Source organism: Corallococcus macrosporus DSM 14697 (assembly GCF_002305895.1).
Lineage (GTDB): Bacteria > Myxococcota > Myxococcia > Myxococcales > Myxococcaceae > Myxococcus > Myxococcus macrosporus.
The window spans coordinates 264,719-288,923 of the sequence record NZ_CP022203.1 but is presented as its reverse complement, the minus strand read 5'-3'; the positions used below and the strand labels follow the sequence as shown (position 1 = coordinate 288,923).

22 protein-coding genes are annotated in these 24,205 nt (G+C 68.9%); 7 read left to right on the top strand and 15 right to left on the bottom strand.

Features of this window, described 5'->3' with window-relative positions:
- Nucleotides 1-18: 18 nt before the first annotated feature.
- From MYMAC_RS01230 to MYMAC_RS01215, 4 genes are all read right to left on the bottom strand, one after another.
- On the bottom strand, nt 19-1,536 hold the full coding sequence (locus MYMAC_RS01230) for an acyl-CoA synthetase (protein WP_095956723.1): 1,518 nt from the start codon (nt 1,534-1,536) through the stop codon (nt 19-21).
- 126 nt (nt 1,537-1,662) lie between these two features.
- Nucleotides 1,663-2,352, bottom strand: a complete 690-nt coding sequence (locus tag MYMAC_RS01225; protein ID WP_013936599.1) for a helix-turn-helix transcriptional regulator — start codon at nt 2,350-2,352, stop codon at nt 1,663-1,665.
- A 12-nt stretch (nt 2,353-2,364) separates the two neighbouring features.
- Nucleotides 2,365-2,775: a DUF1761 domain-containing protein gene (locus tag MYMAC_RS01220; RefSeq protein ID WP_043712572.1), complete on the bottom strand. Its 411-nt coding sequence runs from the start codon at nt 2,773-2,775 to the stop codon at nt 2,365-2,367.
- Between the two features lie 81 nt (nt 2,776-2,856).
- On the bottom strand, nt 2,857-3,894 hold the full coding sequence (locus MYMAC_RS01215; protein ID WP_095956722.1) for a synaptic vesicle VAT-1 family membrane protein: 1,038 nt from the start codon (nt 3,892-3,894) through the stop codon (nt 2,857-2,859).
- 155 nt (nt 3,895-4,049) lie between these two features.
- Between MYMAC_RS01215 and MYMAC_RS01210 the strand changes: the two genes are divergently transcribed.
- The gene (locus tag MYMAC_RS01210) at nt 4,050-5,048 is read left to right on the top strand and encodes a lipase family protein (protein ID WP_170114690.1); all 999 of its coding nucleotides are present in this window, start codon (nt 4,050-4,052) and stop codon (nt 5,046-5,048) included.
- A gap of 52 nt (nt 5,049-5,100) precedes the next feature.
- Here the strand turns inward: MYMAC_RS01210 and MYMAC_RS01205 are convergent, their stop codons facing one another.
- From MYMAC_RS01205 to MYMAC_RS01180, 6 genes are all read right to left on the bottom strand, one after another.
- Complete coding sequence (locus tag MYMAC_RS01205) at nt 5,101-6,291, bottom strand: alpha/beta fold hydrolase (protein ID WP_095956720.1); 1,191 nt, start codon at nt 6,289-6,291, stop codon at nt 5,101-5,103.
- Nucleotides 6,292-6,293: 2 nt separating this feature from the next.
- The gene (locus tag MYMAC_RS01200) at nt 6,294-7,892 is read right to left on the bottom strand and encodes a hypothetical protein (RefSeq protein WP_239989266.1); all 1,599 of its coding nucleotides are present in this window, start codon (nt 7,890-7,892) and stop codon (nt 6,294-6,296) included.
- Nucleotides 7,893-8,160: 268 nt separating this feature from the next.
- Nucleotides 8,161-8,808, bottom strand: a complete 648-nt coding sequence (locus MYMAC_RS01195) for a hypothetical protein (protein ID WP_157757420.1) — start codon at nt 8,806-8,808, stop codon at nt 8,161-8,163.
- 100 nt (nt 8,809-8,908) lie between these two features.
- The gene (locus MYMAC_RS01190) at nt 8,909-10,468 is read right to left on the bottom strand and encodes an acyl-CoA synthetase (RefSeq protein ID WP_204817313.1); all 1,560 of its coding nucleotides are present in this window, start codon (nt 10,466-10,468) and stop codon (nt 8,909-8,911) included.
- Nucleotides 10,469-10,494: 26 nt separating this feature from the next.
- Complete coding sequence (locus MYMAC_RS01185) at nt 10,495-11,490, bottom strand: 3-oxoacyl-ACP synthase III family protein (RefSeq protein ID WP_013936606.1); 996 nt, start codon at nt 11,488-11,490, stop codon at nt 10,495-10,497.
- 9 nt (nt 11,491-11,499) lie between these two features.
- Nucleotides 11,500-12,243 (bottom strand): TetR/AcrR family transcriptional regulator, encoded by a 744-nt coding sequence (locus MYMAC_RS01180; protein ID WP_095956717.1) that lies wholly within the window; start codon nt 12,241-12,243, stop codon nt 11,500-11,502.
- A gap of 347 nt (nt 12,244-12,590) precedes the next feature.
- Here MYMAC_RS01180 and MYMAC_RS01175 point away from each other — a divergent pair, with 347 nt between their 5' ends.
- Nucleotides 12,591-13,718 (top strand): protein kinase domain-containing protein, encoded by a 1,128-nt coding sequence (locus tag MYMAC_RS01175; RefSeq protein WP_095956716.1) that lies wholly within the window; start codon nt 12,591-12,593, stop codon nt 13,716-13,718.
- 21 nt (nt 13,719-13,739) lie between these two features.
- Here the strand turns inward: MYMAC_RS01175 and MYMAC_RS01170 are convergent, their stop codons facing one another.
- Nucleotides 13,740-14,096, bottom strand: a complete 357-nt coding sequence (locus tag MYMAC_RS01170) for a helix-turn-helix domain-containing protein (protein WP_095956715.1) — start codon at nt 14,094-14,096, stop codon at nt 13,740-13,742.
- 134 nt (nt 14,097-14,230) lie between these two features.
- Between MYMAC_RS01170 and MYMAC_RS01165 the strand changes: the two genes are divergently transcribed.
- Both MYMAC_RS01165 and MYMAC_RS01160 read left to right on the top strand, forming a co-directional pair.
- Entirely contained in the window at nt 14,231-16,135 is a 1,905-nt protein-coding gene (locus MYMAC_RS01165; RefSeq protein WP_095956714.1) for a serine/threonine protein kinase, read from the top strand.
- Nucleotides 16,136-16,223: 88 nt separating this feature from the next.
- Complete coding sequence (locus MYMAC_RS01160; RefSeq protein ID WP_095956713.1) at nt 16,224-17,150, top strand: DUF2381 family protein; 927 nt, start codon at nt 16,224-16,226, stop codon at nt 17,148-17,150.
- A gap of 207 nt (nt 17,151-17,357) precedes the next feature.
- On the opposite strand, the gene MYMAC_RS01155 is transcribed toward MYMAC_RS01160, so the two are convergent.
- The 4 genes from MYMAC_RS01155 to MYMAC_RS01140 form a co-directional block, all read right to left on the bottom strand.
- Nucleotides 17,358-17,828, bottom strand: coding sequence for a hypothetical protein (locus tag MYMAC_RS01155; RefSeq protein WP_013936612.1), 471 nt, complete (start codon nt 17,826-17,828; stop codon nt 17,358-17,360).
- The gene (locus MYMAC_RS01150; RefSeq protein ID WP_095956712.1) at nt 17,825-19,318 is read right to left on the bottom strand and encodes a DUF2380 domain-containing protein; all 1,494 of its coding nucleotides are present in this window, start codon (nt 19,316-19,318) and stop codon (nt 17,825-17,827) included. The genes MYMAC_RS01155 and MYMAC_RS01150 overlap by 4 nt, the downstream gene beginning before the upstream one ends.
- Nucleotides 19,319-19,497: 179 nt before the next feature.
- Nucleotides 19,498-20,079: an imm11 family protein gene (locus MYMAC_RS01145; RefSeq protein WP_095956711.1), complete on the bottom strand. Its 582-nt coding sequence runs from the start codon at nt 20,077-20,079 to the stop codon at nt 19,498-19,500.
- Between the two features lie 5 nt (nt 20,080-20,084).
- Complete coding sequence (locus MYMAC_RS01140) at nt 20,085-21,215, bottom strand: PAAR-like domain-containing protein (RefSeq protein ID WP_095956710.1); 1,131 nt, start codon at nt 21,213-21,215, stop codon at nt 20,085-20,087.
- A gap of 357 nt (nt 21,216-21,572) precedes the next feature.
- On the opposite strand from MYMAC_RS01140, the gene MYMAC_RS01135 reads away from it, so the two are divergent.
- From MYMAC_RS01135 to MYMAC_RS01125, 3 genes are all read left to right on the top strand, one after another.
- The gene (locus MYMAC_RS01135) at nt 21,573-22,049 is read left to right on the top strand and encodes an Lrp/AsnC family transcriptional regulator (RefSeq protein ID WP_095956709.1); all 477 of its coding nucleotides are present in this window, start codon (nt 21,573-21,575) and stop codon (nt 22,047-22,049) included.
- A gap of 3 nt (nt 22,050-22,052) precedes the next feature.
- A complete protein-coding gene (locus MYMAC_RS01130) occupies nt 22,053-23,273 on the top strand; it encodes an aminotransferase-like domain-containing protein (protein ID WP_043709631.1) in 1,221 nt (406 codons plus the stop codon).
- Between the two features lie 170 nt (nt 23,274-23,443).
- Nucleotides 23,444-24,190 (top strand): SDR family oxidoreductase, encoded by a 747-nt coding sequence (locus MYMAC_RS01125; protein ID WP_013936618.1) that lies wholly within the window; start codon nt 23,444-23,446, stop codon nt 24,188-24,190.
- The last annotated feature ends 15 nt before the right edge of the window (nt 24,191-24,205 follow it).

Genomic DNA, 24,205 nt, shown 5'->3' with positions numbered 1-24,205 from the left:
GGAGGACTTGTGGGCAACTCAAGGCGCGCCGTGGGCGGCGCTGAGCGCGCGCCGATCCACCTTGCCAGCGGAGGTCCGCGGCAGGACGTCGATGAAGCGGACCGACTTCGGCGTCTTGTAGCGAGCCAGCCGGCCCTCACAGAAGGCCAGCAGCGCCTCCGAGGAGGGCGCCGTGCCCGGCCTCGGGACGACGAGCGCGCGCGGCGTCTCACCCCACTTGGGGTCCGGCACGCCGATGACGGCGACCTCGGCCACGTCGGGGTGGCCCGCGAGGACGCTCTCCACCTCCGACGGGTCGATGTTCTCACCGCCGGAGATGATGAGGTCCTTGCTGCGGCCCACGATGCGGAAGCAGCCCTCCGCGTCCCGGGTGGCCAGGTCGCCGGTATGCAACCAGCCGCCCGCGAAGGTGCGGGCAGTGTCCTCCGGGCGGCGCCAATAGCCCGCGCACAGGTGCGGGCCGCGCAGGAGCAGCTCGCCCACGTCGCCCGGCTGCCTCTCCCCGTCGATGCGAGCCTCGACGTGGAACAGCGGCACGCCCACGGCGCCCGGTTTGCGCCGCACGTCTTCGGGCGGCAGCCAGAAGTTGTTCGGGCCCGCCTCGGTGAGGCCATAGCCCGTCTTGAAGTCCACGCCCCGGGTGAAGAAGCGCTCGAAGACAGGGCCGGGACACGGCGCGCCTCCGCTGATGACCAGCTTGAGGCGTGACAGGTCCACCGCGTCGAAGCGCGGGTGGCGCTGCATCTCGATGAACATGGTGGGCACTCCGAAGACGAGGCTCACCACGCCCCGCCGCACGAGGTCGAACACCCCCTCCACGTCGAAGCTCCGGCACACCACCGAGGCGCCGCCGACGTAGACGAGCGGCGCGGTGAAGACGCTGAGCCCGCCCGCGTGGAACAGCGGCGCGTTGAGGATGGCCACGTCGTTGGCGGTGAGCCCCCAGCCCATCACGGTGTTCACCGCGTTGGCGGTGATGGAGCGATGCGTGAGGACCGCGGCTTTCGGCAAGCCCGTGCTCCCGCCCGTGTAGCAGAGCACCCACGGCGCATCCTCTTCCAGCTCCAGCGGCGGAAGGGACAGTTCCGTCTGCGTGTCGCGCTCGGAGAAGGCCCGCTCCCCCTGCGCTGGCGCCGCGAGGCTGAGCCAGTGGCGCACGAACGACGCGTCAGGCCGCACGGCCTCCACCTGGGCACGGAACTCCGGCCCGAAGACGAGCACGGACGGCGCTGCGTCCGCGAGCAGCCCGCCCAGCTCCGAGGCGCTCAGCCGCCAGTTGAGGGGCTGGAGGATGGCGCCCAGCTTCGCGCAGGCGAAGAAGAGGTCGAGGAACTCGACACAGTTGTAGGCGAGCACGGCGACCCGGTCCCCGCGGCCCACGCCGAGCCCGTGATGAAGGAAGGCGGCGGTACGCGACGCCGCCTCATTCCATTCCCGAAAGGAGATGCGCCGCTCGCCGTGGTTCGCGTCGATGAGGGCGATTCGCTCAGGGGCCAGCGCGGCGCGTCGGGCCAGCCAGTCATGGACGATGGGCATGGCGGATACGCTAGACCATGGAGCGTGATTCTCGAACGGCGACCTACCGCCACGGCGGGCCGCCGCTCGTGACGGTGACGACCGGCGCCAGCGTCCAGGACGACCTTCGAGCGCGCGGCCCCGGCGCTACTTCGTGTGACGCATCTGGGCTTCCCAGCGCCGGCGCAACGCAGAACGGCGCTCGGTGTAGGGCGCGTCGAGGAAATCCACGCTGAGGAGCCGCTCCGTCCTGAAGAGCCGGAAGTCCCGACGAAGCTCACACCATGCGACCAACACGCGAACGCCTGTCACGTAGCCCACGAGAATCGGCCACACCGTGCGCTTGCTCATCGTGCCCTCCGCATCGGCGTAGTGGATGTGGAGCTTCAATTGCTTCCGCGCCCACTCCCGCAATCTGCTCAGGTCGACGGTTCCGTCCGGATGCCTCTGCTTCGCCGGTGGAGTGCCCACCACCGGGTCGTCAATCAGCTCGCGCAGGTGCTTCGGCACAATGGCGGCGACCTTCGCCAACACCTCTCCCGCCGCTGCCGACAACGTGTTGTCTGCGTTGGCCGCCACCCACTGTGCGCCGAGCACCACCGCCTCGACTTCGCTCGGCGTCAGCATCAACGGCGGCAGGTCGAAGCCGCGCTCGAGCACGTAGCCGACCCCCGCTTCTCCTCGAATCGGCACGCGGCGCGCCATCAACGCCGCGAGGTCCCGGTACACCGTGCGTTGACTCGTCTCGAGCTGCTCGGCGATCGCGCTGGCCGTCATCGGCCCCTTTGCCCGCCGGAGCACCTGCAGAATCTCGAACAGCCGGTCAGCGCGTCGCATGCGTCCTCTGCGCTATGGCATCGCGGTCAGGATAGCGCAGCTCACGAGGTTGCTGAGCAGGAAGTAGGGCGCGTTGATGGCACCGTACAAGACGGGCCGAGGGATGTTCGGGTTGATGGCCACGTTGAACACCGTGGCGACGAGATAACCGATTCCGCTGATGGCTCCGAACACGAGCGCATCCGGCATCGTGTCGATATGAAAGGAACGCAGCAGAATCGCGTTCGCCACCGTCACCACGAGACCGCAGAGCAGGGGACCTGCGATGAAGATTGGCTCCGGCTTACGGTCCACGAGGTCGGTGCGCTCGAGCGCCAGCGCATACGGCTTTGGGATGACCCCCATGAACCACGCCGCGCCGAGCATCTGCAGCGCCACGGTCGAGAGCAGCACCGCGAGCCAATTGATCGAAAGAGTGAACATCGTGTGCGTCCCGGTTGAGGTGAGACGCATGAGGTACTGCCACCCTGCTGCCACCGTGGTGGCAGCAGGGAATCGCCTGCTTCACGGCACCAGCACCAGCTTCCCCACCGTGCTCCCGGACTCCAGCGCCCCGTGCGCCTCCGCCACCGCGTCCAAGGGGAACGACTTCACCGGCGGCGCCACCAGCCTCCCCTCCTCCACCCAGCCCAACAGCCGCGCCATGGCCTCCTCCAGCACCGCGCGCTGCTCGAACAGGTACGACAGGTTGAACGCCAGCACGCTGGTGTTGTCGTTGGTGAGTGACAGCGGATCGAACCGCGGCGTCCTGAGCCAGTCCCACGCCAGCTTCGCGTAGTTCGGCCGCCCGCCGGTGCGAGGCAGCATGGAGTGGAACCCGTAGATGACCAGCTTCCCCGGCGAAGCCAGGTGCTTGTAGCTGTCACGCAGCGTGGAAGGCCCGTTCGCGTCCAGCACCACGTCATACCCTCGAGGCGCCGCCCGCTCCGCCGCCGCCCACAGGTCCTCCCGGCTCTTGTCGATGACCACCTCCGCCCCCTGCGCGCGGGCCGTCTCCACCTTGTGCGTCCCGCCCACCACGCCCACCATCCGGCACCCGGCGATGCGCCCCAACTGCAACAACGCCCCGCCCACGCCGCCCGCGGCGGAGTGCACCAGCACGTGGGCCCCCGGACGCGGATGCGCCAGCTCGAAGAGCGCGTAGTACGCGGTGAGGAACACCGTGGGGAACCCCGCCGCCTGCGCCATGCTCAGCCGCGCGGGCAAGGTGAACACCTGGTGACGAGGCACCGTGACGTGGGTGGCATACCCCCCGAAGCGCGTCACCCCGAACACCGGCGCGCCGGGCACCAGGTCCTCCACGCCCTCGCCCACGGCGTCCACCCGGCCGGCGAACTCGAAGCCCGGGGTGATGGGCCACCCCACGAACTCCTTCGCGGAGGCGTACAGCCCCATGCGGATGACGCAGTCCGCGTAGTTCACCCCGATGGCCTCCGTGGCCACCCGGACCTCCCCCAATCCAGGTGAAACCTGATTCACCTCTTCAAGGTGGAGCTGTTCGTACCCACCGGCCTTGCGGATGACGACCTTGCGTGCGCGCATGCCCCGTTGAGTACCACGCGACGCAGCGCGACAACGTGCAGGCACGGCCAATCAGCGGAAGACGCTCGCGGGTGATGTATCTAGACTGTGTATCGCGCTCGAGGGCAGGCCCTGTCCCGGACGCGACTTCCAAAAACAAACGAAGGAGTATGCCCATGCGACTGAGGCCTTCGCTGTATCTCGCGAGCACGCTGCTGCTTGGCATCACCACCGGCTGTGGCGAGGACATCGCGTCCCACGAAGAGGCGCTCGGCGCGGTGGAGGCCGCGGCGGTCTCCACCTCCGGCGCCACCACGCACTTCCGCAGCTGGCTCTCATCCAACGGCTACGGCAGCTACGACTTCGTTCGCGCGGACCTGTCGGGCGGGAGCTACGGCGGCAAGGCCAGCGCCTCCGACAAGGTGACGAAGCAGCCCGTCATCTTCATCCACGGCAACTCGGACAAGGCGGTGGGCTCCATCTTCGGCCAGACGGGCTGGACGAGCTCCATCGAGTACTTCCACTCGCGGGGCTACAAGACGAGCGAGCTGTACGCGACGACGTGGGGCCCGGCCAACGCGCTCCAGTCGCCGAACCAGTACCACTCGAAGCAGCACGTGATGAAGGTGCGCAAGTTCATCGAGGCGGTGAAGGCGTACACCGGGGCCTCGAAGGTGGACATCATCGCCCACTCCATGGGCGTGACGCTGGCGCGCAAGGCCATCATGGGCGGCACCGCCCACGACGCGGCGGACGGCGGCTCGTACAACGTGGGCGCGCCGCTCACGTCCTCGGTGGACACCTTCGTCGGCATCGCCGGCGCCAACCTGGGCCTGACGTCCTGCTACCTGTCCGGCCCGACGACGCCCACCTGCGGCTCCACCAACGGCCTGTACCCGGGCTACCTCTCCTGGGGCAGCGTCTACGGCCGCTCCTCGTACCTCAATGACCTGCGCTCCAAGAGCGGCTACGAGGGCGCCTTCCGCTACAGCATCTACTCCACGGCGGACGAAATCATCGGCTACGACGGCATCGTCTACGGCGAGTACACGTCGCGCATCCCCGGGCAGACGGGGGAGAAGCGCTACACCGGCTACCCCTACGGCCACTTCAACTCCAAGGACCTGACGGCGGAGGTCCAGTACGGCATGGTCGTCAACCACACCATCCCGTAGCGCTCCGAACCCGGCACCTCCACCCTCGCGAAAGGGTGGAGGTGGACCGGAACTACGGCAGGGGCTGCACGCCCGGCGTCGGCTCGCCTTCCTGGCCCGGCGTGGGCGGAGGCAGCGGCTCCGGCGTCAGCGGCTCCGACGACGGCGTGGCCGGAGACTCCGGCCGCGGGGCCTCCTCCCCCGCGGGAGCGGCCGGCGCCTCGATGCGGCCCGCCGTCGCGTCACGCACGAAGGCGAAGGCCGTCTCGTTGAAGCGCTCCGGGCAGTCCAACTGCACGGTGTGGCCGCAGCCCTCCAGGGCCACCAGCTTCGCGCCCGGGATGTGCGACGCGCCGTACTCCATGATGCCGCGCGTCTCGCCGCCGTGGAGGAAGGGGCTGGGGATGAGCCGGTCGTCCGTGCCGTAGATGATGACGGTGGGCACGGTGACGCGGTGGAGGTTGCCGCGCACGAAGTCGTTGTTGGACAGGCCGCGCACCGTGCGCACGTTGGCGTAGGCGTAGGCGTCGAACTCGGGCGACTTCGCCAGCCGCACGCGCTCCTCAATCAACCACTCCAGCTCCGGCCGCCAGTGCATGAAGTTGGCCTGGCGCACGCTGCCCCAGATGGCGGCCTCCGGCGCGGACTTGATGAACTCCGTGCTCATCGCCCGGGCGAACCACGCCTTCTCCTTCCAACTGAACTTCTCGAAGCCGGCGGGCGACGCCAGCACCAGCGCGCTCAACGACTGCGGGTAGCGGATGGCGTAGGAGAGCGACGTCTGCCCGCCCATGGAGTGGCCGGCGAGGACGGGCTTGTCCAGCTTCAGCGTGTCCACCAGCTCCAGCACCGCGTCCGCCATGGCCTCCATGGTGTACGGGAAGGTGCCGGGCTTGTCGGACTTGCCGTAGCCGGGCAGGTCCACCGCGATGACGCGGTAGCCCTGCTGCTGGAAGGCGTTGAGCTGCGCCCGCCAGAACTTCAGGTAGGAGCCCAGGCCGTGGATGAAGACGACCGTCTTCGCGTCCGGGCCGCCGCCGGGCAGGTCGACGTAGGCCATTTCAGGCACCACGGCCATGCCGTACTGCGCCGCGGTGCGCGGCAGGGGAATCCGCTTCACCGGCCAGGGCTGCTTCGTGCCCTCGGCGGTGTAGTCCAGGTCCTGGAAGGAGAGCGCGGGCTGGTGCGCGAACGAGCGCACGCAGCCGGCGGAGGAGAGCCCCGCCGCGAGGAGCAGGGCCGTGAAGGCGCGGGAGGTGCTCATGGTCAGAACGCGTACCAGGTGAAGGTGGTGAAGGCGGAGAAGGGGTTGGTCCGGATGGTGGGCGAGCCGTCGTAGAAGCTGCCGCGGAACAGGTAGCCCGCGTGCAGGCCCACCGTCATGAGGTAGCGGATGTGGTAGCGCAGCTCCGCGTTCACCTCGGTGCCGATGTACCGGCCGCGCTCGACCTCGGGCGTCCAGCGCGCGGGCGTGGCGTCGGAGGTGGCCGTGCCCACGCCCAGCTTGACGTTGAACTTGTTGGGCACCACGTCCCACGCCGCCGTGGCGATGGCGGCGCGCATGCCGTAGCCCTGGTTGGAGATGTCCGTCACCGCGCCCGTGTAGTTGTTCACCGTGCTGGTGAACGGGAACAGGATGAGCATCTTGTGGTTGAACCACACCGCGCCCGGCAGGCCGTACTGGTTGAGCGTGAAGGCGCCTGTGTAGCGGCTGTCGGACAAGTCATTGTCGCCGGTGGTGTACATGCCCTCCAGCGTGAGCAGGTCCGCCGGGCCGCGGCCCCACTGGTACAGCAGTTCCAGGTTGGCGGAGAGGCCGGAGATGGTCAGCTCATCCAGGGCCGAGCGCTCCGGGTCGTCGCTGACGTACTTGCCGCCGTTGTACATGACGAAGCCGGACGCGCCGAACCGGCCCGTGCGGAAGTCGATGTTGTGGTTGAAGTTGGCGCCCGCCCAGAAGACGGTGCCCGTGGGGCGCAGGATGTCGAAGCGCGCCGTGCCGGTGAAGGTGTTGAGGCCCGTGGAGGACGGGCCGCTCTTCACCAGACCTTCGAAGGCGTAGGCGTCTCCCTTCGTCTGGTCGTTGAGCATCCACAGCGACACGCCCACGTTGGTGTTGGGCCGCACCGGATAGACGTAGTCGCCGGTGAGGAGCCAGATGTACTTCAGGCGCGGGTCGTTGCGCGTGCCCTTGTCCGCCTGCGCGGTGCCCAGCGGCATCAGGCTCAGCTTGGCCAGGCCCTTGTAGCCGCTGAAGATGGACAGGCCCGTGGCGTCGCTGCCCAGGAAGCTCATCTTGTAGCCGCTGCGGGTGATGTCCGACAGCGGCGTGCGCGTGGGGTCGTAGACGTTGTCGTAGACGGGCTGCGTGCCCAGCAGCAGCGTCAACTGACGCGGGTTGCGCGTGGGGTACAGCGCGACGTTGACGTTCTTCGTCTGGATGTTGACCTGGTCGGCGTTGAAGCCGCCGCCCTCGTTCTGCTGGAGCGCGTTGGCCGACCGGCCCCACATGTAGTCGATTTCGAACTGCGCCCGGAAGGACGCCAGCCCGTCCACGAAGTGGGGGCTGTACTCCAGCACCGGAATCCACCGCTGCTCGATGAAGTACGCGGACAGGCCGGGCTCGGCGCGCACCGCGCTCCCAGCCGGCAGGCCGATGGGGCCCAGCGCCACGCCGCGGAGGCCGGCCGGGTCGCCCACCTGGTTCTGCACCGACACGCGCGTGAAGAAGTAGTTGATGAGGCTGAACTCGCGCGGCTTCGCGTCCTCGTCGCGGTTCTCCTCGTCGTTCCATTCACCGAAATACAGGCCGGGAACCGGCGTGCTCTGCGCCGCCGCCGGGAGCGACACTCCCGCCAGCGCCAACGCCAGGGCTCCCGCGGACCGCCGCGCCGCCCTGCGTGCCTCGGACAACCACCACCGTGCCATAAACACCTCGGCCCCACGCCAGGGGGCGCTCCCAGCCTTCCGGCCGGACTGCGAACGGCTGCGTGCTCATTGCTTCCGTGGCCCGCGGACTGCCCGCCTCGCGAGGCCGTGCTCCACCCCACTGCCCGCGCCACACGGCCACCGCCGGGCACGGGCCCCGCGCGGAAGGGAGGAGGAGCACGCCTCCCTCCCGGCGGGTCTCACGCTAGCTGCCGCTGATGACGTAGCGCTGCACCGCGTTGCCCTCGAAGGCACGGCTCTCGCCCCCGACGACCTGGTTCACCGTGTCCGAGCCCACGTCGCCCGCCGCGCAGTTGGCGCCGGTGGCGCCGCCCTCGAAGAAGAGCTCCAGTTCCAGCCGCCGCTGGTCCGCGGAGAACGAGCCGCGGCCCACCTGGCGGAAGCCCGGGAAGGTGAACGCGACGTCGAAGCACTCGCCGTTCGCCGACACGTTCTCGATGCTCACGACGGTGGAGGTGAAGCTCAGCGCGTTCTGCGGGAGCTCCGGGTTGCAGGTGCCGACCTGGCCGGCCTGCGGCGCGCCCTCGATGGTGCCCGGGATGCTGTCCACCCGGAAGTTGCCACCCTGCACCGACATGGTGACGCTCTGGTAGCACTGCGAGCTGGCGCCGAAGTTGATGTCCTCGCTGAAGCCGTTCGGATGGGTGGGGATGTCGTCCCCGGTCATCGTCAGCGTCTTGCCCTCCAGGAACGTCATGATGCCCTGCGACGTGCTCAGGTTGGGGGTGTTGCCGGGGCCTCCGTCGGGGCCGTCGTCGTTCGGGTCGCTCTCGCCACAACCCACCAGACACAGCGCAGACGTCATCACCGCGGACAGCAGCTTCTTCTTCATGGTTGCTCCTCTTCCTCCGGCGGCATCGCCGGGCTGACGCGACAGTCGACAGGCAGCGAGCCACCGTTGGCGTGGCCCGTCCTTCAAGGTGCGCTCACACTCAATGACGCGGCTTGTCCCTGTCCGAGGCGACCGCCGCCTCGCGAAGCTCGCGCTTGAGAATCTTTCCGGCCGCGGAGACGGGCAGGCGCTCCATCAGCTCCACGCGCTTGGGCACCTTGAAGCGCGCCACGCGGCCGCGCAGGTGCTCCAACAGTGCTTCGGCTGAAACCTTCCCATCCGGCTTCAGCACCACGAAGGCGCGGCCCACCTCGCCCCACTTCGCGTCGGGCATCCCCACCACGGCGCATTGGGCGACGTCCGGGTGCTCGTAGAGCGCGGCCTCCAGCTCCAGCGGGTAGATGTTCTCTCCGCCGGAGATGAACATGTCCTTCTTGCGCCCGGCGATGGTGAAGAAGCCGTCCGCGTCCACGCGCGCCAGATCCCCCGTGTGCAGCCACCCGTCCGCGTCAATGGCCTCGCGCGTGGCGGCCTCGTCCTCGAAGTAGCCGGAGCACATGGAGGGCCCCTTGAGAAGCAGCTCGCCCACCTCGCCCGTCGGCACTTCGCGGCCGTCGTCGTCCACCAGCTTCGCGGCGATGAAGTAGTTGGGCCGGCCAATGGAGCCCGCCTTGGACACCGCGTACTCCGGCCCCATGCTGAAGAGGCCCGGGCCGAACTCCGTCATCCCGAAGCCCTGCTTGAAGGGCACCGGGTGCACCGCCTGCCAGGCCTGGATGAGCGGCACCGGCAGCGCCGCGCCGCCGCTGGTCATGAAGCGCACGGAGGAGAAGTCCGTCGTCTTGAAGCGCGGCGACTCCAGCAACTGCTGATACTGCGTGGGCACCGCGAAGAAGAGCGTCACCTTCTCCCGGGGGATGAGGTCCAGCAGCGCCTCCGGCTCCCAGCGGCGCATGATGACGACGGTGCCGCCCACGGTGAGCAGCGGCAGCGTGTACACGAGCAGCCCGCCCGTGTGGAACATGGGCGTGTGCGTCACCGTGACGTCGCCGGGCCGCACCTCGTGGACCAGCGTGTTGAGCGTGTTCCACGCCACCATGCGGTAGCTGACGCGCGCGCCCTTGGAGCGCCCCGTCGTGCCGCCGGTGAAGATGAGGCAGAGGATGTCCTCCTCGGACACCGCGTCCTGCGTCACCGGCGCGCCCGGCACGTGCGCCAGCGCCACGTCATACGCGTCCGCGCCCGGCAGCCCCTGGGACTCCAGGGCCACCAGGCGGGGGCCGCCGCCCAGGCGCTCGCGGACGTCCGCCACGGTGTCGCGGAAGTCGTCGCCGAAGAGGAGCACGCCGGGGCGGATGGCGCGCACCAGGTCCGCCAGCTCCGCGGCGTGCAGGCGCCAGTTGAAGGGGACGAAGACGGCGCCAAGCTTCGCGCAGGCGAAGAGCGCGTCCAGGTACTCCACGCCGTTGTGGGCCACGATGCCCACCCGGTCCCCCTTCTTCACGCCGGCCACGTCGCGCAGCCAGCCGCCCAGCGCGGTGGCGCGCGCGTTCATCGCGCGGTAGGTGAAGCGGCCCGCGTCACCACGGGACGGGTCCACCACCGCGACACTGTCGGGCCAGTACAGGGCGCCACGGCCCATCCAGTCACCGATGAACATGTGAGCGCCCTCCGTCATGGCGTGCCTCAGGCCGTCCAGCGGTAGAGGGCGGAGGCCATGGCGAGCCCGCCGCCGCTGGCACACAGGGCCACCAGGTCACCGCGGCGCACCTTGCCCTGCACCACCGCGTCATCCAGCGTCATGGGGATGCAGGCCGAGCCCGTGTAGCCCCACTTGTCCATGGTGTAGTGGGCCTTCTCCATCGGCTGGCCCAGGATTTTCATGGTGGCTTCGATGGTGCGCAGGTTGAGCTGGGTGAAGACGAACTGCTTCACGTCGTCCAGCTTCAGGTTCTGCCGCTTGAGGAGCTGGTCCAGCAGCATGGGCCAGCGCTCGGTGTTGAAGGTGGCGGGGAACTTGCGGACGAACTGCACCGCCGGCTTGCCGTTGGTGAGTTCCAGCGCCTCCGCCGTGGCCGGGCGGTTCGTGCCGCCGGTGTAGACGCCGAGCGCGTCGTGGTACTCGCCGTTGGCCAGCAGCCTGGCGCCCATGAAGCCGGGCTTGTCGCCCGCGCCCAGCACCACCGCGCCCGCGCCGTCCGCGAACAGGGTGGCCGTCTTCTTGTCCTTCCAGTTGATGTAGCGGGACATGCCGTAGGCGCCCACCACGAGGATGCGCTGGTAGCTGTCATCCGCGGCGATCGTCTTGGAGCCCACGTCCAGCGCCGTCACCCAGCCCGCGCACGCACAGTTGAGGTCATAGGTGCCGGCGTTCACCGCCCCCAGCTTGGCCTGCACCACGGAGGCGGTGGCGGGGCTGAGGTAGTCCGGGGTGTCGGTGGCGATGATGATGAGGTCCAGCTCCTCCGGCTTCGTGCCCGCGCGCTCCAGCGCCTGGCGGGCCGCGCCCACGCAGAGGTCGGAGGTGGCCTGGTCATCCGCCATCATGTGGCGCTCGCGAATGCCCACGTTCTGCTGGAGCCACTCATCCACCTTCTCACCGAGAATCTTCTCGACGTCGGCGTTGGTGAGGACCTTCTCGGGGACGTAGCGGCCAGTGGAGAGAATCTGGGCGTATCGCATGGGTGTTCGTCAGCTCCGGGCGCCGCGCGCCGGACGGCGGGCGGAACGCAGGGTGTTCTTCTTCGGGGACTTCGGTTTGGCCTTCGGCTTCGGCTTCGGCTTCGCAGCGGAGGCGGACTTCACGGTGTTGCGGCCCGTGGACGCGCGCGGGTCCAGGCCGTGGGAGATGAGCGTCATCGCCGTGTCGAGGACGCGCTCGAGCCCCGGGTCCTCCTCCCAGAGGACCCAGCGCATGCCGAGGAAGTCGCTGATGCCCATGAGGCAGTAGGCCAGCGCCTCCGGGTCCATCCGCCGCACCTCGCCGGCCTCCATGGCGCGGGTGAGCCCGCTCACGTAGCCGCGGGCGAAGCGGTCGTAGTAGCGGCGGTAGCAGGCCTCGTCCACGAACTCCGCCTGACGCACCACGCGGTAGAGGTTGGGGTGCTGCCGCACGAACTGGAAGAAGGTGCGCAGGCCCTGCCGCTCCACGTCGACGCGGTCCTCGCAGTCCGCCACGGACTCCGCGATGAGGCGGCGCAGGCGCGTGCCCAGCTCGTCCACCACCTCCACGAAGATGGACTGCTTGTCGGGGAAGTAGACGTAGAACGTCCCGAGCGCCACGCCGCCCTTGCGCGTGATGTCCGCGATGGAGGCGCGCTCGTAGCCCTTCTCACCGAAGACCGACTCAGCGGCCTTCAACAGCTTCGCACGCGTCTTCTGGCCTCGCGGCGTGACGGGTCCGGAGCGGTCTGGAGAAGCTGAAGCCCGATTCATGTTTCACCTAGCGGTAGCACCCGGCAGGGAGGGTGTCAAAGCACGGCCGATGGCTCCGCGCGTCAAACCGCACGTTCGACGCACGGCGTCAGCGCTCGTGCCGCGCTGGCGTGTGGGAAGCCTACTCCGAATGTTCAGTACACGCGGGCTCGCGAGGGGAGCCGTTGCGTGTCTGGGCATGCGGCGCGGGCGCGGGCGCGGGAGGCGCCCCGGGGCCGCCGCGCCGTCAAGCGCCCGGGCTTTCCCCGTCCTGACGGATGTGCTAGCTCAACAGGTCAATTAACCCAGGAGGTTAATCAATGAGTTCACCTGCCAGGAGAGGCCGCCGCGCGGGCCGCGGAAGCGCGATGGAGCGCGGACTTGAGCAACTGAGCCTGGAGCTGGCGCGGGCTGGCTTCTCCGCCGGGCCCATCGGGTTCCGCTTCGTGCGCCCGCTGGAGGCGCGCGGCAACGGCGCGGAGGTGCTGCTCTTCGAGCGGAGCCTGCACGATGGCCCTCCAGGGATGGTCGTGGTCAAGCGCCTGCGCAACCCAAGCTCCTTCCTGATGCGGCAGCGCTTGAAGGAAGAGGTGCTGCTGGCGCTCCGGCTCCATCACCCCGCCATCGCCCAGGTCCACCACTTCCGGATCATCGGGCGGGCGCCTCACGCCATCCTCGAATACGTGGCGGGCCCGTCGCTCGACGCGCTCATCACATTGGCGATGATGCGAGGCCAGCCGCTGCCGACCGCCTTCGTGCTGTACGTCGCCGCGGAGGTCGCTGACGCGCTCCAGCATGCCCACACCCTCACGGACGCATCAGGGAGGCCCCTGGGTATCATCCACCGCGATGTGAGCCCCCGGAACATCCGGGTGGAGCGCGCCACGGGCCAGGTGAAGGTCACCGACTTCGGGGCCGCCTATTCGAAGCGGGTGGGCCGGGAGGAGACGCCCGAGAAACTCCTGAAGGGCGACCTCATGTACGCTTCTCCGGAGTACCTGCTCGGCGCGCCCATGGATGCCCGGTCCGACCTCTACTCCCTGGGCCTGTTGCTGCTCGAGGCGCTGACGCACCATCACCTCTTCAATGATGGGTGGGAGGGCGCGACGCACACCGAGCCAGACCTCCGCGCGGACGAGCCGCCCGACGTCCCACTCCCCTGCTTGCTCGCCTTCATGAAGCGCTGCACCCCGGAGAATGTGGAGCGCGCCACCGCGCCGCTGTCCCCGGGCCTCCAGGCGCTGCTGCGACGGATGCTCGCGAAGCCCCCTTCCGACCGGCCCTCCTCCGCGGACGAGGTCTGCCTGACCCTGCGAGCCCGGCTCCAGGAGCTGGCGCCTGGCTACGACAGACGGCGCGCCGCCGAGGACATGGCCCAGGTCATCGTCGAGGCCAGCGCGGCCCGTGTCCTGGGCGAGCCCGTGGAAGGCGGCATCTACCCTGTCGGGCTCGACATGCACGAGCTGATGCCCATATCGACGAAGGACGCCCGATAGAAGGCCATGGTCGCACCCTCTTCAGCGCAGCAGGAGCTTCGCCAGGAGGAGGAGCGCCTGACGCTGGTCCTCATCCAGCTTCCGAGCCAGCCCCGTCAACTGGTGCAGGGAAGCGGGCTCCTCGTCGCGCACGGGCGCGCGCGCCCGTGCCCTGCCCGCGGGCGCGCCGTGCCCGAGCAGCACTTCTGGGGACACCTCCAGGGTCTCACAGAGGCGGACCAGGGTGGACACGCTGGGCAGCATCCGCCCGCGCTCCAGCCGGTTGTAGACAATGGGCGACAAGTCCATGCGACCCGCCACCTCGACCTGGGTGAGCCCCAGGCGCTCTCGCGCGACGCGCGCGGCTTTTCCGATGGTGGAGGCGAGCTTCTCATTCATGGCGAGGACGCTACCCGCGAGGACTCGGCGTCATACCACCCGGCCGCGTCGCCGACACGCCTCGCGACGAGCGGCCTCCCACGGAGACACGGGTCATCCCCCCTGGGCGTGGTAGCAGTGCCATCAACCCTCCCATGACCCCGTATGACACCTCGCCCCCTCCGGAGCCCGTACCTGGCGACGACGTGGGTGGATACCGCCTGAAGGGACTGGCCGGCCAGGGCGGCTTCGGCAAGGTCTACCTCGCGGAGCGCGGAGGGCACCGGTATGCGCTGAAGCTGCTGCCGCTCGCGGGCGCTGGGTTGGGCGCCTGGGGCGAGCGCGAGCTGCTCATGCTGACCAAGGTGCGCCACCCCAACGTCGTGCGCCTGCTGGGCCACTGGCAGTGGCCGGACCGCGCCCCCCGCTTCCTGGTCATCATCATGGAGTACGTGGACGGCCAGCGGCTGGACGTCTGGGCCGCCACGGAGAACCCGTCCGCGCACGCGGTGCTGCGCCGGGTGCTGGGCGTGGCCCGAGCCCTGCGCGCGCTCCATCAACACCGCGCGCTTCACCGGGACGTGAAGGAGGCCAACATCCTCGTGCGGGGGACAGACGGCGAGGCGGTGTTGGTGGACCTGGGGGTGGGGAGCCACGAAGACATGTCGCGCGTCACCGGCGGTTCGCTGCCTCCGGGCACGCGCGCCTATCTGAGCCCGGAGGCCTGGCGCTTTCACCTGGAGCACCGCGAGCAGCCCGACGCGCACTACCGCTCCACGCCCGCCGATGACATCTATGCCCTGGGCGTGGTGCTCTACTGGCTCCTGACGGACCGGAGGCCCTTCCCCCTGCGTGTGGCGGGGGATGAAGCCGCGGTCATCACCCAGCGCCCCGAGCCGCCACGCGTCCGCAATGGCCGTGTGCCCGAGGAGTTGAGCACGCTGTGTCTGCGCATGCTGGAGAAGCAGCCCGGGCTCCGGCCCGATGCGGCGCCCCTGGTGACCTGCGTGGAGGAGCTGCTCACGCGGGACGGACCGGACTGGCATGTCCCCCTTTGCGAGGCGTTTGACGCGCACAACCTCACCACCCGGCCGGGGCCTGGCGCGGATGAGGAGGCGCTGTGGTTCAACGAGGTACGCGAGGAGCTGCCGCCGCGCCGGGGACAGCGGCCCTGGCTGGAGCCCTCGCCGTGGAGCCCAGTCACCGCCCCACCCGCTCCGAATGGAGAGGCCCGTCTTCAGCCACTTGGGCGCGAACTGGCACGGCCCCATCCGGCGGGCTTCCCTACCGCCGGCCGGACGGCATGGCGGTGGACCTGGGTCGTCATGATGGTCGTGCTCGGCGCGGCGTTCCTCCTGACGAACAGGGAGGCGCTGACGCCCGGAGTGAACGGACCCACCCCTGGACTCGCCCGGAAAGTGGCGCCAGACGGACAGCCGCTAGAAAGTAGTGGAGCCGCGGCGCCGCCCGGTGCGGTCCACACTCCCGCGGCCATCGCCCTCCCGGCGAGGACTCCAAAGGAACCGGCACCCGTGACGACACAGAATCATGCTGGCGCGCCCCAGCCGCCCGCGCCCCCCGCCCCGGCGCGAGGCAACACGGGCAGGGTGCTCAAGGCGGCCGCGGCGGCCTGCACGTTGCTGGGCTGCCCGGGGCCACAGGTGCGCGCGACTCCCTCCCCCGAACCGTGTCCCCCGGGCGCCGTCGAGACGATGGCGGCGCTCGGCATCGACGTGGGAGATAAGGAGGCCTGGAGCTTCGGTGGTGGCAATCGTTACCTCACCGTGCGCGAGGGCTGGACGTCGGTCCGCATCGTTGGGAGGGACTTCGGAGACATCCCGAATGGCTCCGTGGCCTCCGGACGGCTCCTCTTCGGAGACCGCGTCTATGGGCGCCTCACCCAGGTCAAGATGGAGGGCACGGGCCGGACGGTGCCTGTCTGCTTCGAGCTGCTGACCTCCGGCAGTGAACGCGGGCTGGGCATGGAACCGGGCGACAGCCCCGACACTGCCCGGGTCTTCTCCGTGGGCTTTCTGCGCGCGGTGAGCCACTTCGAATAGGCACCTTCCAGCCGAGTCTTTACGGCACGGACCGGCTACGTCACGGTCACCGCGACGGCCCCGCGCCCCACGCCAGAGGTTACGCTTCGTGCATGCTCCGTCCTTCGCGTTGTTGATCACGGCCCTGCTGATGGGTACGGGCACCGCGTCGGCGGAACGGGGAACGCCACCGTGCCAGACCGGTGTCCGCCACATCGAACTCCCAGCGACCGCCCCAGCGGAGCCCGCGCAGGTCTGCATCAGTCCGGGACAGAGCACGCTCATCAACTTCGACGGAGCACTCGTGCCCGGCTCCATGACACTTGAGGGTGAAGAGCGATTCACCCAGGCGGAGCCCGGCCCGAGCAGCCTCAAGTTGGTGCCCTCGGAGAAGCTGACCGCAGGCGAACGGTTGCGGCTGACCGTGCGATTCCAGGGGAGCGCCGCGCCGTCGAGCGCGACGCTGTTGCTTGTCGTTCATCCCGCCCAGGCCGAGCCGCTGGTGGACATCCACCGGCTCACGCGCACCGTGGAGTCCTATCATCAAGAACTGCGAGCCCGGGAGGCGCAACTCCACCAACTCCGCGAGGAGAACCATCGGCTCCGCGCGGAAAGCGCAGGCCCCGGCGGGCTGGCGGGCCTCCATGCCGCGGGCCTGCTCGACGACAAGGCATTCATGGCGAGGGACAGCACCGCGAGCGTCCGGGTTCCTCCTGCAAGCGCACTGATACCAGACGGTCCTCTGCTGAGTTTCCGCGCATCCAATCGGGTCGCGGTAACAATGCGCCTGCTGAACCCCGAAGGCGCCGCTCCATGGGTCGTCCAGGACGCAAGAATGGCGCTGGAGGGAAAGAAGGGCGTGGAACTGAAGGTGCTCAAGGTATGGCCCGCGGCGCCCATCCAGCCCGGCAAGACGCTGTCCATCGCCGTGGAGGCGGAAGCCTCGGGGCCGCCGCTCCAAGGCCCCTTCACACTCCGGCTCTGGGAAGCGACGGGCGGCAGGACCGCCATCATCCAAGGCGTGATGCTGCCGTAGACGGCACGCGGCATCTATGCCCGCGCCCGACCTCGGGCCAGATTGATTGCGGACACAGGGCGCGCTGACTCAGCCCCCAGTCCGCTGTAGCCAGGCGAGCACTCATGCGGCCTCGTCAAGCCTCTCTGCCGCGCATCGTCCTGCCTTGAGCGACGAGCGCGTCAGGGCGCGGAGGCGCGTCACTGGATGCGCGGGCACGCAAATAGGTCAGGCTTCTTCGTCCGGAAGGAGCGTCCGCAGCAGTTCGTCGTCGGGCCCGAGCGGGCGCCAGCCAGCGGTCGGGGGATTGGCGCGAAGCGCCTCCCTGGCCAATCGAACCCGCTCCTTATGAGTTTCAGGGACGATGCCAGACCAGAGCGCAAGTGCCTTGGCGACCTTGAAGCGGTTGTCGTCATCCAACACGGCGGGCCAACCCTCCGGGAGGCCGCCCCACAGCTCGCGCGCGAGATGCCCACGGACCAGACGGGTCACCTGCTTGCTTCGCACCGCTTCGGTGACCAGGCAGTCGTAAACCTGCGCGCCCGCGACATCGTCCGGACCAAGCTCCTCGGCCAAGGCCACCCACGACGCGGTGGGGCGGGCCTCGGCAAAAGCGGTGAGGGAGTCGTAGCCTCGCTCACGGATTCGCTCGTACAGGCGGGCCTTCCAGTTGCCGTCCCACGGATGTTCAGCGCTCATCGGCTCCTCCCCTTCGTGAACGTGAGCGGGATTCTGTAGAACGTCATACGCTCCGCGACGATGTCCAGCACCTGATTGCGCGTCAACCTTCGGCCTGCTTCGACCTCGGCATCCAGCAGAGTCTCCATGACGGTCCGGTTCCACTCGCCGGGCCAGGTGCGCCCCAGCTTCCAGTTCCCTCCACCGTGAATCGCTTCATGGTTGGCCCGCTCCAGCCGCACACAGAACTGGTCGATGTCCATGTCGCCCTTGAAGCCGCGCTGCTCGAACCACTCGCGGTGCTCCTTCGGCAACACATGGTGCCTCGGCGCTTCGGACATGCCCGCGCCCGCCTTGCCCGTCACCCGCATCCCGCGCACTTCGGGGCTGTCCCCCAGCGCGGCACGCACACCCTTGGGCAAGTCCTGGTGCGCCTGGGCCAGCATCACCTGCCCGCCGTGAATGCGGACCGCCGCACTGACAGCAGGGAGGGAGATGACGCCCGCCCGCACCAACCCGCGCATCAGCTCCACCCACTCGGCCGAGACGACGAGCCGCGAGCCCGCCATGACGCCTCCCGAACGCATGACGAGCCCCACGCCGAGCGTCGCGGGGGCGGCCGGGGGCAGCCGGGGGAGCGACATCTTCAATGTCGAGACCAGGGTGAGCAGCTCCAGCACCTGCGTCGCCACCATGACCCTGCCGCCCAACGTCATGGCCGAGCGGGCGTCTCGCTGGAGCACGTCGAACTCGCGGGTCAGCGTCCCCATCAACGCGGGCGTCGCGGACGCCGCCGCCTCTATCCGCTCCGAATCCGCTGATGCGAGGTCCGCCAGCGTCGGAGTCATCAAGGCTTGAACTCGATGCAGGTCCGCGAACAGCTTCTCGGCGCCGCACATGGGGCAGTCCCGGAGCACGGCATCCGCGAGCTGGAGGAAGTCCACCCACGTCGCCAGCAGCAGGGCCCCGAACATCGCGGCCTGGAGCCGAGCCCCCGACATGCGGAGGACGCCCAACGCCATGTCCGGGTCCTCCACCTCCGACGCCGCTGTCGCCAGCGAGGTGGCGCTCCGCAGCGCACCGCGAAGCCACACCCGCTGATTGGAGCCATGGTCGAGATAGCGTGTGAACACGCCGTCGAGCCCCCGGCCACCGACAGATGGCGGACGCGACGCGAGCCGAGCGAGTGCCGCGTCGGTGCCCTCCATGGAGCGCTTCACCTCGCCGATGGCATCAAGGACCGCCTGACGCGCCGTCGCGGCGCGACGCGTTCCACCCCAGACAGGGCCAGGCGCGACGCGCGTTGCGTCGTCATGTGTCCCATGGCTGCGCATTCGCAATGGGTACACCGAGGGACGGGGCGACTCATCGCCCCGCGCTTCGCCCAACGCAGGAGCCGAGGCCGCGAGCGGCGCGTAACCTGGCGCTCCGTCACGCCCGGGAGCGGGCGTCACCGAGGCACATCCCGTGGCCAGCAGCACCATGGCCAACAGCAGAACGTCCGTGCGCATTGTCCACCCCCAGGTCCACCGAGGTGAAAGCTCCTGGCCGCGACCGTCGCAGCGCGCCTCCGGTGCAAGCAGCGCCGAGGACCCACAGCGCTCCGCACCGCCGCGCATTCACCACATCTAGGGGAGGCTATCCTTCCAACGAGGCAGTTCCAGAACCTCCTGGGGCGGAGGACACCTCGTCACGGCTGGAACGCGGCAGAGTCGCTCCACTGGCTCACGGAGATGAAGCGCAGCCCCTCCGGCTTCAGGGCCAGCACCTGCTCCACCAGGGATTGGTGGAAGACGTGGGTCGAGGGCGTATCCGCCAGACAGAAGGCAAGCCGCTGCTCCAACGAAATCGCCTCGAGCACCCGCTCGTCCAGCACCAACTTCTGGACGCCGAAGACATCTCCATCCTCGTGGAGTGACACCACCGAGCGCTCACGGTCGATGCAGGCAATCCAGTTGTGGACGTGCATGATCCAATAGGGCCGCACGTCGTCAGGCTTCACGAGGACGTCGGCTGGAATGAACTGCACGCCGTGGAGACCCAGCGGCTCCAACGCATTCTTCATGCGCGGAGAGAACACGGGCTCGGGCAACTCGTGGAAGTCCGCCATGATTGGGTTCCTGGGGATGGGCTTTCCCAACCTGAGTTTGACGGGACGCCCCAACGGCTTGACGGGCTTGGGCCGCACCAGCCCCACGAAGTACTCGTCCCAACTCAGCATGGGGTAATCATTCGAGGCAGCAGACTCCAGGACGCAGTACTCATTCTGCATGGCGGTCACGCTCCAACGGCGAGTTTCCGTGAGGTCAGCGGCTGTCTCGTCACGCCATGGGCCAGCCCATGATGGCGTCCCTGCGGACATGGTGCAGAGGCGGGCTTCTGGCTGATACTCCGCAAGCCGCCACAGCCCACGCCTCCATTCCGATAGTCGAGCCCATCCCGGGTAAGCGTCCACAAGCCCGACTCAACGCGCTCAAGAATCTCCGCGCTCACTTTGTCCAGGGTCGCGGCGAGCGCCTCCGGGTCCGAGCAGGACTCACCCGACAATACCCGCCTCTCAAGATCACGGAGCTTCTTCTTCACCGCCTTCGGATACGGCAGGTGCAGGTCGTGGGCGAACCCCTCGGCGTGATTGCCCCGGTGCACCGCCACATGCAACTGACACGCAAGCGCCATCTTCATGGGCAGGAAGACGCCATTCTGCTTCCGGTCGGGGTGGTAGCCGAACCGCGCGCAGAAAACCTCCCATCTCGGGTTGTCCAGCGCCTCCAGGCAGATGAGGTGATGCGCCGCCAGCGAGAAGGGGCCCGCGTACCAGGGATGCGTGGACAGCTCCCGCCCCTCCAGCATGTTGCGCCCCAGCACGGCCGAGTTCCCCAAGTTGCACCCCACCCTGCCCTTTCTGTCGAAGGCGTGCGCCTCCTTCCCGCAGAAGTCACACGTCTCCTCTGGCTCGCGCTGCTCGGCGGCATCGAGTTCCACCGCCACCGGCGGCGCTCCTTGCGGCTGCATGATGGGGAATGGCGCCGTGTTGTGGTCATTCAGCGTGAACAGGTCGTGGTTGCGCACCACCGGCCTGCCCTCGATGAAGACGTCAGCGGCGTAGCTCACCGGATGGGCGCGCCCCCTCGTCGTCCCGGACGCCACGCCTCCGCCCGCCGTGCCGGCCTCGTTGCCGGTGGACCTGCCCAGGCATGAGCCCCGCAGCGCCACGGACGCCCCGTTGATGCGCACCGTCCGGGAGCCATTCTCCAGGTCCCGGCTCACCGCGACATTGGGGAATGGCACGGGCATGGGCCCGCCAGGCGAAGGCACCCGGCAGACGTCCGGAAAGCCCACCACCGTCCCTCCGCTCTCCGCGGTGACCGGCGTCAGGCCATTCACATACACCTCACCCTTGTCGGACATGCGTGCCCCCCAGGCGTCCGCGCATCGCTCCCGCAATGCCTTACCTGAGAGGTAACGCCTCCAAGAATTGACCCAGGGTGCCGCTGTCCGGAAGATGGCATCGGGAATCTCCCGGCACGCGCGTGGGAGATGACGGCTTCGTCACGAAGTTCACCCACGCACGGCACCTGCCCGCCCAGCGCGACACACCCTCCAACCGAGCCCGCGCCCGGAAGCCAGGCACACCTTCCAACCCCCAACACCGGCACAGTTGCCAGCCGGACCCGGCGCCACCGCCGGCCTTGCATACTTGGAGCCTCAAATTTAAATTATCCGCGTTTCCGCCAAGCCGCCTATAAATTCAAGGCAAACGCCCCCATGTTCCTGGACGAGCTCGACCTCCGCATCATCGACATGTTGCAGCGCGATGGCCGCGCCACGCAGCTCGAGTTGTCGCGTGCGGTGAAGCTGTCCCAGCCGGCGGTGGCGGAGCGGATCCGCAAGTTGGAGGAGCGCGGCGTCATCACGGGCTACTCGGCCCGGGTGGACGCGGCGAAGCTCGGCAAGGACATCACGGCCTTCATCGGCGTGAGCATCGAGCACCCGAAGTACTTCGACGCGTTCCTGCAGAGGGTGCTGTCGCTGCCGGACGTCCTGGAGTGCCACCGCGTGGCGGGCCAGGACTCGTACCTGTTGAAGGTGAAGACGGCGAACACCCGGTCGCTGGACTCCCTCCTGGTGGGAACGCTGCGCACCATCGCGGGCGTCACCCGCACGCAGACCACCATCGTCCTGACGTCCATGAAGGAGGAGACGCATGTGCAGGTCCCTCCAGAGAACCCGAAAGGAGCGTGATGCATGAGCGCTGACGCGATGAGCGCCCCCCTCCCCCCGCCGCCCGTGTGGCGGCTGGCCCAGCGGATGTCCCGCATCAAGACGTCCGCGGTGCGCGAAATCCTGAAGGTCGCCGAGCGGCCCGACATCCTCTCCTTCGCGGGAGGCCTGCCGGCCCCGGAGCTCTTCCCGCTGGAGGCCATCGCCGAGGCCCACGCCGAGGCGCTGGCCACGGAAGGCCGCGCCGCGCTCCAGTACAGCACCACCGAGGGCTTCGGCCCGCTGCGCGAGTGGATCTGCGGCCACCTCCAGAAGCGCGGCCGTCAGTCCAACGCGGATCAGGTGCTGATTACCAACGGCTCCCAGCAGGGTATCGACCTGGTGGCCAAGGTGATGCTGGACCCCGGTGACCTCATCATCGTGGAGAACCCCAGCTACCTGGCGGCGCTCCAGACGTTCGGCGCCTACGAGGCGCGCTTCGCCACCGTGGGCAGCGACGACCAGGGCATGCGCACCGATGACTTGGAGCGCCTGCTGGCCACGCACAAGCCCAAGCTGGTGTACGTGGTGGCCAACTTCCAGAACCCCAAGGGCACCACCCTGTCCCTGGAGCGGCGGCGCGAGCTGGTGCGCCTGGCCCAGCAGCACCGCTTCCTCATCTTGGAGGACGACCCGTACGGCGAGCTGCGCTTCCGCGGCGAGCACCTGCCGTCCCTGGCCGCCTTCGACGACGAGGGCGTCGTCGTGTCGCTGGGCACCTTCTCCAAGACGCTGGCCCCGGGCATGCGCCTGGGCTGGGTGGCGGGCCCGCGCGACTTCGTGCGCAGCCTGGCCGTCGCCAAGCAGTCCACGGACCTGCACACCGCCACGCTGGCCCAGCGCGCGGTGGTGAAGCTGCTCGCGCGCTTCGACTACGCGGCCCACCTGGAGTCGCTGCGGCCCGTCTACGGCCAGCGCGCCCAGGCCATGCTGGACGCCCTCCAGGCCCACATGCCCGCGGGCACCCGGTGGACGCACCCCGAGGGCGGCATGTTCCTGTGGGTGGAGCTGCCGGACGGGCTGGACGCCCAGGCGCTCCTGCCCAAGGCGGTGGAGCAGAAGGTGGCCTTCGTGCCGGGCGCCCCCTTCTTCGCCAACAACCCGCGCCCGGAGTTCATGCGCCTCAACTACTCCAACCGCCCGCCGGAGCTGATTACGGAAGGCATGCGCCGCCTGGGCGCCGTGATTGCCGCAGAGCTGGGGTAGCCGAGGACAGAGCGTCCTTGCCGCGCCGCGTCGGAGACGACGCGGCGCTTTTCCTTTCAGCAGAGTTGAAGCTTGATTCAGGTTTCAAATCGCTCGCCGCTGGCCAGCGCGGACGGGGTTTCGTACCCTGCGCGGCATTTCGTACCACCCCACCTGCCGGAGACAGACACATGCAGCTCAAGGACCTGAAGATCATCGTCACGGGCGGCGCCCAGGGCATGGGCGCGCACTTCGCGCAGCGCCTGCACGAGGCGGGCGCCCAGGTGGCGGTGGGTGACGTGGCCGAGGAGCGCCTCGCCGCGCTGCCCGCCGGCATCCACCGCCGCAAGCTGGACGTGTCCTCCGAGGAGGACATCGTCTCCTTCGTGAGCTGGGCGCAGGGCGCCATGGGCGGCCTCAACGGCCTCATCAACAACGCGGGCATCCTCCGCGACGCGCTGCTGGTGAAGAAGGACCGGACCACCGGCGAGGTGAAGAAGCTGTCCACCGCCGACTGGAACGCCGTCATCGGCGTCAACCTCACGGGCGCCACGCTGATGGTGCGCGAGGTGGTGGCCAAGGTCGCCGAGTCCGGCCAGAAGGGCGGCGTGGTGGTCAACATGTCGTCCATTGCCCGCCACGGCAACCGCGGCCAGTCCAACTACGTGTCCGCGAAGGCGGCGCTGGCGGCCAACACCGTCACCTGGTCGCGCGAGTTCAGCCCCTTCGGCGTGCGCGTGGGCGCGGTGGCCCCGGGCATGATTGAGACGCCGATGACGCAGGGAATGAATCAGAAGGCCCGCGACGCGCTGGTCTCCAACATCCCCGTGGGCCGCATCGGCGTGCCCGAGGACATCTGGCTGGCCGTGAAGTTCATCCTGGAGTGCGACTACTTCAACGGCCGCACCATCGACGTGGACGGCGGCCTCAACTTCTAGAGGCCCCGCGTCTTT

What these genes read in the sequence shown, in the direction of transcription:
- MYMAC_RS01230 (WP_095956723.1), bottom strand. Translation starts at nt 1,536, where the DNA reads ATGCCCATCGTCCATGACTGGCTGGCCCGACGCGCCGCGCTGGCCCCT.
- MYMAC_RS01225 (WP_013936599.1), bottom strand. Translation starts at nt 2,352, where the DNA reads ATGCGACGCGCTGACCGGCTGTTCGAGATTCTGCAGGTGCTCCGGCGG.
- MYMAC_RS01220 (WP_043712572.1), bottom strand. Translation starts at nt 2,775, where the DNA reads ATGTTCACTCTTTCGATCAATTGGCTCGCGGTGCTGCTCTCGACCGTG.
- MYMAC_RS01215 (WP_095956722.1), bottom strand. Translation starts at nt 3,894, where the DNA reads ATGCGCGCACGCAAGGTCGTCATCCGCAAGGCCGGTGGGTACGAACAG.
- MYMAC_RS01210 (WP_170114690.1), top strand. Translation starts at nt 4,050, where the DNA reads ATGCGACTGAGGCCTTCGCTGTATCTCGCGAGCACGCTGCTGCTTGGC.
- MYMAC_RS01205 (WP_095956720.1), bottom strand. Translation starts at nt 6,291, where the DNA reads ATGAGCACCTCCCGCGCCTTCACGGCCCTGCTCCTCGCGGCGGGGCTC.
- MYMAC_RS01195 (WP_157757420.1), bottom strand. Translation starts at nt 8,808, where the DNA reads ATGAAGAAGAAGCTGCTGTCCGCGGTGATGACGTCTGCGCTGTGTCTG.
- MYMAC_RS01190 (WP_204817313.1), bottom strand. Translation starts at nt 10,468, where the DNA reads ATGTTCATCGGTGACTGGATGGGCCGTGGCGCCCTGTACTGGCCCGAC.
- MYMAC_RS01185 (WP_013936606.1), bottom strand. Translation starts at nt 11,490, where the DNA reads ATGCGATACGCCCAGATTCTCTCCACTGGCCGCTACGTCCCCGAGAAG.
- MYMAC_RS01180 (WP_095956717.1), bottom strand. Translation starts at nt 12,243, where the DNA reads ATGAATCGGGCTTCAGCTTCTCCAGACCGCTCCGGACCCGTCACGCCG.
- MYMAC_RS01175 (WP_095956716.1), top strand. Translation starts at nt 12,591, where the DNA reads ATGGAGCGCGGACTTGAGCAACTGAGCCTGGAGCTGGCGCGGGCTGGC.
- MYMAC_RS01170 (WP_095956715.1), bottom strand. Translation starts at nt 14,096, where the DNA reads ATGAATGAGAAGCTCGCCTCCACCATCGGAAAAGCCGCGCGCGTCGCG.
- MYMAC_RS01165 (WP_095956714.1), top strand. Translation starts at nt 14,231, where the DNA reads ATGACCCCGTATGACACCTCGCCCCCTCCGGAGCCCGTACCTGGCGAC.
- MYMAC_RS01155 (WP_013936612.1), bottom strand. Translation starts at nt 17,828, where the DNA reads ATGAGCGCTGAACATCCGTGGGACGGCAACTGGAAGGCCCGCCTGTAC.
- MYMAC_RS01150 (WP_095956712.1), bottom strand. Translation starts at nt 19,318, where the DNA reads ATGCGCACGGACGTTCTGCTGTTGGCCATGGTGCTGCTGGCCACGGGA.
- MYMAC_RS01145 (WP_095956711.1), bottom strand. Translation starts at nt 20,079, where the DNA reads ATGCAGAATGAGTACTGCGTCCTGGAGTCTGCTGCCTCGAATGATTAC.
- MYMAC_RS01140 (WP_095956710.1), bottom strand. Translation starts at nt 21,215, where the DNA reads ATGTCCGACAAGGGTGAGGTGTATGTGAATGGCCTGACGCCGGTCACC.
- MYMAC_RS01135 (WP_095956709.1), top strand. Translation starts at nt 21,573, where the DNA reads ATGTTCCTGGACGAGCTCGACCTCCGCATCATCGACATGTTGCAGCGC.
- MYMAC_RS01130 (WP_043709631.1), top strand. Translation starts at nt 22,053, where the DNA reads ATGAGCGCTGACGCGATGAGCGCCCCCCTCCCCCCGCCGCCCGTGTGG.
- MYMAC_RS01125 (WP_013936618.1), top strand. Translation starts at nt 23,444, where the DNA reads ATGCAGCTCAAGGACCTGAAGATCATCGTCACGGGCGGCGCCCAGGGC.